Below are 8,910 nucleotides of genomic sequence, written 5' to 3'. Positions count from 1 at the left end.
GCGGGCCTCTTCCGCACGCTTGGACGAGTTCGCCACATTGGCGGTGATCTCGTCGAGCGCGGCGGCGGTTTCCTCGAGCGAGGCCGCCTGCTGTTCGGTGCGCTTGGAGAGATCGTCGGCGCTGCGGCTGATCTCGCGGGCGCCGCCATCGATCGTTCCCGTCGCGCTCGCCACCGCCTGCATGCTGTCGGAAAGCTGCGCCACGGCGGCGTTGAAGTCGGCGCGCAGGCTTTCGAAGTCCTCGGCGAAGGTGGCCGTCAGGCGGAAGCTGAGGTCGCCGCCGGAGAGATGCTTCAACCCTTCGGCCAGGCCCGTGGTCGCCTGCAGCATCTCCTGCGCGCGGCGTCGTTCCTGCGCAGCAGACCGCGCCTGCTCCGCTTCGTTTGCCGAGCGGTTGCTCTCCGCCTCCTGCTCGAGCTGCCGGTTGCGAAGGCTGTTCTCCTTGAAGATCTGCACCGATTTCGCCATGCGGCCGATTTCGTCGCGTCGATCGAGGGCTTCGATCTCTTCCTCGAGCTGACCCTCGGCAAGACGGTTCATGGTGCCCGACAGCGTTTCGATCGGCCGCACGAGCCACGAGCGCACGGCGAAGAATCCGAAGCCGAGCACGACCAGCAGGCCGGCGATGACGACTGCGAGCGAGGTGACAATCGCGCGGCCGACTCCCTCGGAGAGGGCAGTGCTGGTGTTTTCGGCATGTTCCACCATGCCGCTGGTGATTTTTGTGAAAACCGGCGAGAGCGACTGGAATGCCGGCTGGCATGTGGACCGGTGCAGTTGATAGGCAGCAGTCGTGTCCTCGGCCGTCTTCGCACTGCGCGCCGCCGCGAGCGTTGGCGCGCAGGTGGCGTCGACGATCGCCAGACCGTCGGTCTTCAGCTTGACAAGATCGTCCCGGCCGGGCTGCGCAGCGATCGCCGTGTCCATATAGGCGATGAAACCCTCGCGGGCGGTTCTCAGCTCCTTGTCCGCAGATGCGGCATCCTCCGCCGTGTGCGCCATCAGCATGTCGCCCACTTCCGCGCGCATGGCCTGCAGGCTGCGGTTGGAGCGCGCCAGATAGACGGCTGCCTTTTCTTCGCCATTGATCAGGAATGCGTAGTTGGCGCCGATCAGCGTCGTCTGATGCGCCAGGTAGAGTGTGCTGCCCAGGGCGAAGAGGGCGAACACAGCCATAATGATGAAGAATTTGCCGACGATTGGAAGATTTCTCATGCTCCTCTCCTTCAGAAGGTAAGTCCAAATCAGCATCACTCAGTGTTGCGCAGCCGCGGTCATGCGCGTGCCACGGGGACGCAGTACGGACCAAAAAAAGGGCTCGCAATCAGGCAGGAAACGGAAGGTTGTCCGTGTTCCTTGCTTCCCTTATCAAGTGCGTAATTGAAAAATTACGTTAAAATAAGCAGCCGCTTAGACTGTTGGTCTTTTTCTGACATTGGAGCATAGCGTAAGAATTTCATCGGGCTCTTCCGATGTAAGTATATGAGATCGCTTATGATTTTTTCGGCGCGGGCGGGTCGCTCCGCGCTCAGGCGCCGTGGTCAGAATTGGGGATGCGTCGTTATCGCTTTCTTCAGGCATTTCTGCGCCAGCGGCGCCTATTGCCAAGAGGAGGAGGACTGACGCGGCACGGGTGCGATCAAAACGAAACCCTGCCGTCCGCATGCGGGCAGCAGGGTTGTAAGCATTCGTGCGATGGCGAGGGCTTCCTCAGGCGACCGCGCTCCAGGAGTCGGCGCTGTCGACGGTGAAGATCGATTCGAGATTCAGGAAGCAGATCATGTCCTTGTCGCGGGCGAGAATGCCCTCGGCATAGCCCGTCGCCGTGTCGGCGGCGACGGGGATGGGCTGGAGATCGCCGGCGGAGATGGTCAAAATGTCCGAGACCCGGTCCACCATCATCCCGATCGTGTTGCCGTGCACGCTGGTGACCACGATCGCGCTGCGCTCGGAGATCTGGGCCGGCGGCATGCCGAGCTTCATCGCCAGATCGACGATCGGAATGACCGTTCCGCGCAGGTTCATCACGCCCATCACCTCCGGCGAGGTATGCGGCAGGGGTGTCACCGGCGCCCAGCCGCGGATCTCCCTGATGGCGATCGTGCGCACGCAGAAGAGCTGGCCGTTGAGAACGAAGGCGATGATTTCGAGCGCGTCGCCGGCCTGTTGATAGACGACGTTCATCAAAATTCTTTCCATTCGGTGGCATGGGCATCGACAGCCGCATTGCCGGAGAAGGCAGAGGCGATCTTGCGGCCGAGCGCCCTGACCGGCGAATGCGCCGGCTTCTCGCGCCCGGTCGCTTCGTGCAGGGCCGCAGGCGTTGCATAGCCGGCAGACGTCGTCGTCCGGCCGAGGCGGAACTGGGACAGGAGCTGGTTGAGCGAGCTCACCTCCCGGGCCAGACCATGGCTCGCGGCGGTGGATTCCTCGACCATGGCTGCGTTCTTCTGCGTGTCCTGGTCCATCTGGTTGACGGCGGTGTTGATCTGCGCGAGGCCGGAGCTCTGTTCCTGCGCCGCCTCGACGATCGCCGAGACGAGCCGGTTGATCTCCTGGACATCCGAGACGATCGCTTCCAGCGCCCGGCCGGTATCGCCGACCAGCTGCACACCTTCGCCCACCTGAGCGTTCGAGGTGGTGATCAATGCCTTGATCTCCTTGGCGGCCGTGGCGGAGCGCTGAGCGAGCTCGCGCACCTCCTGGGCGACGACCGCAAAGCCCTTGCCGGCCTCGCCGGCACGGGCGGCTTCTACACCGGCGTTCAGCGCCAGAAGGTTCGTCTGGAAGGCGATCTCGTCGATGACGCCGATGATGCTGGAGATCTCGCTGGAGGACTTGGCGATCTGCTCCATGGCGGTGACCGCACGGCGCACCACCTCGCCGGATGCTTCGGCCCCGCTCTTGGCGCGAGCGACGATATGACCGGCTTCGCGGGCGCGCTTGGTGGAGTCCTGCACCGTGGTGGTGATCTCCTCCAGCGCCGCGGCGGTTTCCTCCACGGCAGCGGCCTGCTGCTCGGTGCGCTTGGCAAGATCATCGGCCGCCGAGCGGATCTCGTTGGCGCCGGCATCGATGCCGCGGGCATTGTCTGCAACGCGGCTGAGCGCGTCCTGCAGCTTGTCGGCCGAATGGTTGAAGTCCTTGCGCACGCCATCCAGGTCGCCTGCAAAGCTTTGCTCGATGCGGTAGGACACATCGCCCTCCGCCAGTTTTCCGAGTGCTGTCGCCAGATTGTGGACCGCCGCCTGAATCTCTGCGGCCTCCCGCGCCTTCTCGGCCTCGCGAGCGATGCGTCCCTGCTCGGAAAGCGAGCGATTGGCTTCCGTTTCCTGCTCGAGGCGGATACGCTCCAGGGCGTTTTGGCGGAAGACTTCCACGGCCTTGGCCATGCTCCCCACCTCGTCCTGCCGTCCAAGTCCATCGATCGGGGCCTGGGTATCGCCGGCCGCCAGCGTGGCCATGCGGTCCGATAGCTTGCCGATCGGTCCGACGATGCCGCGCGCCGACACGATGAGCGATGCCACGACGCCGATGATGAAAGCGGCGAGGATGCAGGTGAGAGACATCGCGATGGTCGACCAGGTCTTCTGCGAGAGCAAGTCGTTCTGCTCTTCGAGCTTTGTCTTCATCTCATCGGTCAGCGCGGCAAAATCAGCCACCAGCGGTTCGATCAAACGGTCTGCGTCTACAAGAACTTTTCGGGCTTCATCATCTTTTGAAACTTTAGAAAATTCGATCGAGCCGTCAGTCAACGTCAGCACTTGCTTGACGCGTTCGTCGAAGGCCGCGAGTTCCTGTTCGAGATCCGGACGCAATTCGGCGACCTCGGCTAGGCGCTCGACCACTGTGTTCTTAAGTTTCCCGTAGTCGGACAGAGCGTCCTCAAAAGTCGCTTCGCCGGGGCTGTAGTCCATGAGCTTGTAGGCGTCGTAGACGACGGTGTTCATGTTCCGATTGGCCCGAGCCAACTGCAACATTGCGGCGTAGTCCTGATCGATGAACTGACTATAGGCTTTGTCTACCTCGTTTAGCCTCATCGATAGATAGCTAGCCGCGGCCACGCCGACCACGCAGAGCGGAAGGATGAGAGAGAGGATCTTGATCCGGATGCTGACGTTCTGAAGGAAGGACATGGCGAGGCCTTTTTGAGCTGTCCAGGCGCCCCGTGCAGGCTGCATGGAGAGTAGGGAAGAGACATCGCACGTGACTATCCGCCTCATGCGGATCATTGCCGGCAACAGGTGGCAAAGCCCGGACAAGCCAAGCCTCACGACGGACCTCATTATCTGCAATTTCACTAAAATATTTTTAATGGCGAGGTGTCATATGCAACTCGGACCAGAAAAATACCCATCCCCTGTTTTGGCCGGAGACGGGTTGCGGACGAAGCCAGATGAGTTGCGGTCTGAGACCGATACGGCTGCGGGAGCCGGTCAGCGGCGGGCCGGACCGGGGATCCGGTCGAAAATGGCGTCATAGGGCGCCAGATCGAGGAACGCCGTGACCGCGGCAGCCTTGCCGTCCTCCATCTTGAGGATCCAGGCATAGCGATTGTCATAGGTCTGGTCGTCCCGCGCCTCTGCGCGCCCCTGCCAATGGATGATCACATGGTCGCCATCGGCGAAGACCTGTTTCTCCACCGGACGCACCGGACCTTTCAGTCGGGCGGTGAAGGGGGTGACGGCGCCGTCGAGCAAGGCCTGCTGGCCGTGATAGGTGCCGGCGCTCGGGCCCGAACCCGTGATGGTCCAGACGACCTCCGGATGCAGGACCTCCTGGAAGAAGTTTCCGGTGCCCTCCTGCCAGCGATCGAAGGCCCGCGTGACGATCCGTCGGTTGGCCTCCGTTTCCGCATGAGGGCCGGGCACCTCATGGGCGACGGCCGGGCGGGCGGCAGAGAGGAGGACAGCGAGCATGGCAAAGCGGAGGGAGTGAGCATGGTGGATCATGGGTCAATTCCTTTGTCATCGGCTGGGGTCGGTTAGGATGAGGGGCGGGTGCCGCGTGGCGCTACCCGCCCCCGCGCATCAGCGGCGGTGCTCGACCGTCTGCGTGCCATGGATCAGCTGGCGGACCATGGGCCGCTCGATGAAGCGATGCGGGAAGATCGGCGCGGGGCGGCTGGCGCTGTCGAGCCGGGCGATCTGATCCTCGGTGAGGGTGATCTCCAAGGCGCCGAAATTGTCCTCCGCCTGGGCGAGGGTGCGGGCGCCCATCACAGGGGCGGTGACGGCCGGATTCAGAAGCGTCCAGGCGAGCGCCACCTGCGAACGGCTGACGCCCAGCTCTTCGGCGACCGATCCGACCACGTCGGCAATGTCCAGCGAGCGTTGAGTCAGGTGACCGGTCGAGGCGATCACGCCCTTGCGGTCGGCCGATACCTCTGCGGAGTTGTCGTCGTTGAGATCGGCGCTCGTATACTTGCCGGTCAGGATGCCGCCGCCGAGCGGCGACCAGGGCAGGACGCCGAGCCCCAGGGCTTCCGCCATCGGAATCAATTCATGCTCGACCGTGCGCTCGACCAGGCTGTATTCGATCTGCAGCGCCACGAGCGGCGACCAGCCCCGCAGGTCCGCCAGCGTCTGCATCTCGGCAATGCGCCAGGCCGGCGTGTTGCAGATGCCGAGATAAAGCACCTTGCCGGCCCGCACGAGATCATCGAGTGCCCGCATCGCCTCGTCCGGCCGGGTGGTGAAATCCCAGGCATGGAGATAGAGCAGGTCGATCCGGTCGGTATCGAGCTGGCGCAAGCTCGTCTCCACCGAGCGCTGCAGGTTGAGCCGGTGGTTGCCGCCGGAATTGATGTTGGCGGCGTCGCGCGCCATGGTGAACTTGGTCGAAAGCACGATGCGCTCGCGCTTGTCCTTGATGAAAGTGCCGAGGATGCGCTCGGAAGCGCCGTTGGTGTAGTTGACGGCCGTATCGACGAAATTGCCGCCACGCTCGACATAGGCGTCGAAGATCCGGCGCGCCTCGTCTTCGGCCGCACCCCAGCCCCAGTCGGAACCGAAGGTCATGGTGCCGAGCGCAAGCGGCGAAACCCGCAGGCCGGAACGGCCGAGCAGGCGATAGTGGTCGAGGGAATGCGTCATGGGTGTCTCATCTCCTGGAGTGAACCCTTGCGTCGCGAGCCAAGCGACGCGGGCCGGTATTGTCCGGCAGGGGGCGCGGGCGGATTGCCCGATGCTCCACCGCTCTGCCGAGGAAAGGGTCAGCGGCGGCGAAAGAAGATCATGCCGCCATGATGGAGCTCGTCATCGCCAACGAAGGTGCCGTCGGCGGTGAAGCCAGTGTCGTCCCAATAGTCGATATGGGTGCCGCGCACGGCATAGCGTCCCTGATAGGCGCTCTGGCGCGTGCCGCGCGCCTCGTCGTAGCGGCCATTGGCCAGAAGCTCCTGGCGGATCTGGCCATCGGCGGTCACCCACATGCCGACATAGGGATGGGGGACGGCCTTTTCTTCCAACGAAGGCTGCTCTGCGGATGCCGGCGTTGCGGCCGGCATGGTGGCGGCTGTCGCTTCGCCGCCGAGAACGGCGCCGAGCGCCACCATCATGCGGGGTGCGGATTTTTCGATCATGGCAAGTCTCCTTGGTTTCGCGGCGCCCGAGTGGCGGCTGCCGGCTCGCGCGCCGATGATCTTTGAGCGCGAACGGTCTGTGGTCTCGCTCGTCGCTGCCCCCGCTTTATCGCCCCGCCGCGCGCACCGGCGGTAGCGCCATCCTCCGCGCTTCTTGCCCGATCGTCCAAGGAGCGTTAGTTTCAGCTTCCGCAAACGCGGCCCGCATGGAAGATGGACTGATGAGCGACCAGGATCCGATCATCGACCTTATCCGCCGTCACGCCCCCGCGGACGGAACCTTCGAGACGTCGCTGCCTGGCGTGAAACTGATCCGCTGCGCGCAGCCGACGCTGCCCATGCCGGTGATCTACGAGCCGACGCTCTGCCTGGTGGCGCAGGGGCGCAAGCAGGCCATGCTGGGGAAAACCGCCTTCGTCTATGACCGCTCCCGCTATCTCATCGCCTCCGTCGACCTGCCGGTCATGGGCTCGGTGATCGAGGCGAGCGCGGAGGCGCCCTATCTCTGCATGCAGCTCGATCTCGACACGGTGGAGCTGGCGGAACTTTCCATCCGCTATCCGCAAAAAGCGCCGGTGCGGCAGCCGCGCTCCAGCGGATTGTTGCTCAACGATGTCGATCCGGGCGTGGTCGAGGCGGCGACGCGGCTGTTGCGGCTGCTCGACAGGCCGGAGGATATCGATGCGCTGGCGCCGCTCGCCACGCGCGAGATCCTCTATCGGCTGATCACCGGGCCGGGCGGCGCGGCGGTTCGGCATATGGCGCAGGCCGGCACGCATTTGAGCCAGATCGCCCGCGCCATCGTCTGGATCCGCGCCCGCTTTCGCGAGGCCTTCCCGATCGAACAGGCGGCGGAGGTGGCCGGCATGAGCCGCTCCGCCTTCCACGCCCATTTCAAGGCGATCACGCTGATGAGCCCGCTCGAATTCCGCACCCAGCTGCGCCTGCAAGAGGCAAGGCGGCTGATGCTGAGCGACAATCTCGATGCGGCGACCGCCGGTTTCACGGTCGGCTATGCCAGCCCCTCGCAATTCTCTCGCGATTATGTCCGCGCCTTCGGCCTGCCGCCGGCCAAGGATACGCAGCGCCTGCGCCAGGTCGGGACCGAAACGCCGCGCGAGGGCGAGGGCCGGCGGCGCGCGCCGTCCACGCGGCCGACAGCGTCGACGCGCGCGCTGGTCTGAGGCCGGATCAGCCGGCGATGATGCGCGCAATCTCGGGCAGGGGGACCTCGGGGCTCCATTCCCGCAGGCCGGCCAGGCGGCGGCGGATCTTCTCGGCATGATTCTGGGCGATATCGCGCAGGCGATGGTCGAGGAAGGGGTTCTCGAACCGCTGCAGCGTCTCGGCGACATAGGCTTCGGCCTCGGCGCCCAGCCCCTTGGCGGCGAAAGCCGGGATCACCTCCTGCGCATAGATATCGAGCAGCCGCTGCTTGACGGCCGGATCGGCGAGGATGGCGCGCACGGTCTCATCCGCATCGCGTCCCTGCTTCAGCCAGATGTCGGCCAGCACCGTATGGCCGAGATTGAGGATATGCAGCTTTAGCGCCTCGAAGGCGTCCAGATCCTCCACCAGCCGGATCGCCGGATGGGTGCAGGGGATCTGCAGGCCCGGCTGGCGCTCGATCGCCCAGAGCGCATAGGGTTCAGCCACCGCGCCGGCCGGCTGCAACGGCTCCGAGACGATGCGGTCGACCAGCGAATTGCCCCAGACGAGCGCCGTGTCCAGCCAGCGAGTAAAGGCGGCATCGCCGATGCGGCGTTCGGAGAGGTCGAGGAGGATGCGCTTCAGGACGCTGCCATTGCGGGGCAAAAGCTCGCAGGGCAGGATCGTCAGCCCGCGCCCGCCGGCGGCAAAGCGCGCCTGCAGCAGGCGCAGCAGCTTGCCGGGGAAGGAGGCGGGCAGGCCTCCCGCCTCATCGTCTTCACCGACCGCATAGCCGGCATCGCCGGTGTTGGAGAGAAGGATCTCTGCCTCTTCCACGACGATCCGAGAAATTTCCGCCCAGTCGGCGGCGGTCGAGAGGGCGCGGGTGACGCTGGTCACCTGCTGGCGCCGCTCGACCGGCCGGCCATCCTCGATCCCGCGGATGATGACCGGATAGCCGCCGGGGGCTGCGAGGGCTGAAAGACGGCCGGCGCGATCGGCGGAGCCGGTCGTCTGGACGATGGTGATCGGCCCGCGCGCTGCACCCCGCTCCATGGCTTCGCTGACGAAGAGATCGACATGCGCCTGGAGAAAGCGGCTGGTTCCGAACTGGACGATCGGGGTGGGTATCGAGGCGGTCATCGTCGGTTCCTGCTTTCTCTAGAATGTCGCGTTGC

Annotated in this window: 8 protein-coding genes; 1 reads left to right on the top strand and 7 read right to left on the bottom strand. The window is 64.7% G+C overall.

Going from position 1 to position 8,910, the window contains the following annotated elements; translation table 11 throughout:
- The 6 genes from ACLE20_RS06825 to ACLE20_RS06800 form a co-directional block, all read right to left on the bottom strand.
- On the bottom strand, positions 1 to 1,215 hold a 1,215-nt coding region (locus tag ACLE20_RS06825), incomplete at its 3' end, for a HAMP domain-containing protein (RefSeq protein ID WP_410939499.1).
- A gap of 495 nt (positions 1,216 to 1,710) precedes the next feature.
- Entirely contained in the window at positions 1,711 to 2,184 is a 474-nt protein-coding gene (locus ACLE20_RS06820) for a chemotaxis protein CheW (RefSeq protein ID WP_410939498.1), read from the bottom strand.
- Positions 2,184 to 4,136 carry a methyl-accepting chemotaxis protein gene (locus ACLE20_RS06815; protein ID WP_410939497.1) on the bottom strand — a complete coding sequence of 651 codons (1,953 nt, stop codon included), beginning with the start codon at positions 4,134 to 4,136 and terminating at the stop codon, positions 2,184 to 2,186. Before ACLE20_RS06815 ends, ACLE20_RS06820 begins: the two co-directional genes overlap by 1 nt.
- A 300-nt stretch (positions 4,137 to 4,436) precedes the next feature.
- A complete protein-coding gene (locus ACLE20_RS06810; RefSeq protein ID WP_410939496.1) occupies positions 4,437 to 4,952 on the bottom strand; it encodes a nuclear transport factor 2 family protein in 516 nt (171 codons plus the stop codon).
- Between the two features lie 78 nt (positions 4,953 to 5,030).
- Complete coding sequence (locus tag ACLE20_RS06805) at positions 5,031 to 6,095, bottom strand: aldo/keto reductase (RefSeq protein ID WP_410939495.1); 1,065 nt, start codon at positions 6,093 to 6,095, stop codon at positions 5,031 to 5,033.
- A 119-nt stretch (positions 6,096 to 6,214) separates the two neighbouring features.
- Positions 6,215 to 6,508 (bottom strand): Atu4866 domain-containing protein, encoded by a 294-nt coding sequence (locus ACLE20_RS06800; RefSeq protein ID WP_410939527.1) that lies wholly within the window; start codon positions 6,506 to 6,508, stop codon positions 6,215 to 6,217.
- A 296-nt stretch (positions 6,509 to 6,804) separates the two neighbouring features.
- Between ACLE20_RS06800 and ACLE20_RS06795 the strand changes: the two genes are divergently transcribed.
- On the top strand, positions 6,805 to 7,767 hold the full coding sequence (locus ACLE20_RS06795) for an AraC family transcriptional regulator N-terminal domain-containing protein (protein WP_410939494.1): 963 nt from the start codon (positions 6,805 to 6,807) through the stop codon (positions 7,765 to 7,767).
- Positions 7,768 to 7,774: 7 nt separating this feature from the next.
- On the opposite strand, the gene ACLE20_RS06790 is transcribed toward ACLE20_RS06795, so the two are convergent.
- On the bottom strand, positions 7,775 to 8,875 hold the full coding sequence (locus ACLE20_RS06790; RefSeq protein WP_410939493.1) for a mannitol dehydrogenase family protein: 1,101 nt from the start codon (positions 8,873 to 8,875) through the stop codon (positions 7,775 to 7,777).
- Positions 8,876 to 8,910 lie beyond the last annotated feature (35 nt).

This window comes from Rhizobium sp. YIM 134829 (assembly GCF_046546455.1).
Note: the sequence above shows the minus strand (reverse complement) of the source record. Positions and strands in the feature narration are given on the sequence as shown.

What these genes read in the sequence shown, in the direction of transcription:
- ACLE20_RS06800 (WP_410939527.1), bottom strand. Translation starts at nt 6,508, where the DNA reads ATGCCGGCCGCAACGCCGGCATCCGCAGAGCAGCCTTCGTTGGAAGAA.
- ACLE20_RS06805 (WP_410939495.1), bottom strand. Translation starts at nt 6,095, where the DNA reads ATGACGCATTCCCTCGACCACTATCGCCTGCTCGGCCGTTCCGGCCTG.
- ACLE20_RS06795 (WP_410939494.1), top strand. Translation starts at nt 6,805, where the DNA reads ATGAGCGACCAGGATCCGATCATCGACCTTATCCGCCGTCACGCCCCC.
- ACLE20_RS06790 (WP_410939493.1), bottom strand. Translation starts at nt 8,875, where the DNA reads ATGACCGCCTCGATACCCACCCCGATCGTCCAGTTCGGAACCAGCCGC.
- ACLE20_RS06810 (WP_410939496.1), bottom strand. Translation starts at nt 4,952, where the DNA reads ATGATCCACCATGCTCACTCCCTCCGCTTTGCCATGCTCGCTGTCCTC.
- ACLE20_RS06815 (WP_410939497.1), bottom strand. Translation starts at nt 4,136, where the DNA reads ATGTCCTTCCTTCAGAACGTCAGCATCCGGATCAAGATCCTCTCTCTC.
- ACLE20_RS06820 (WP_410939498.1), bottom strand. Translation starts at nt 2,184, where the DNA reads ATGAACGTCGTCTATCAACAGGCCGGCGACGCGCTCGAAATCATCGCC.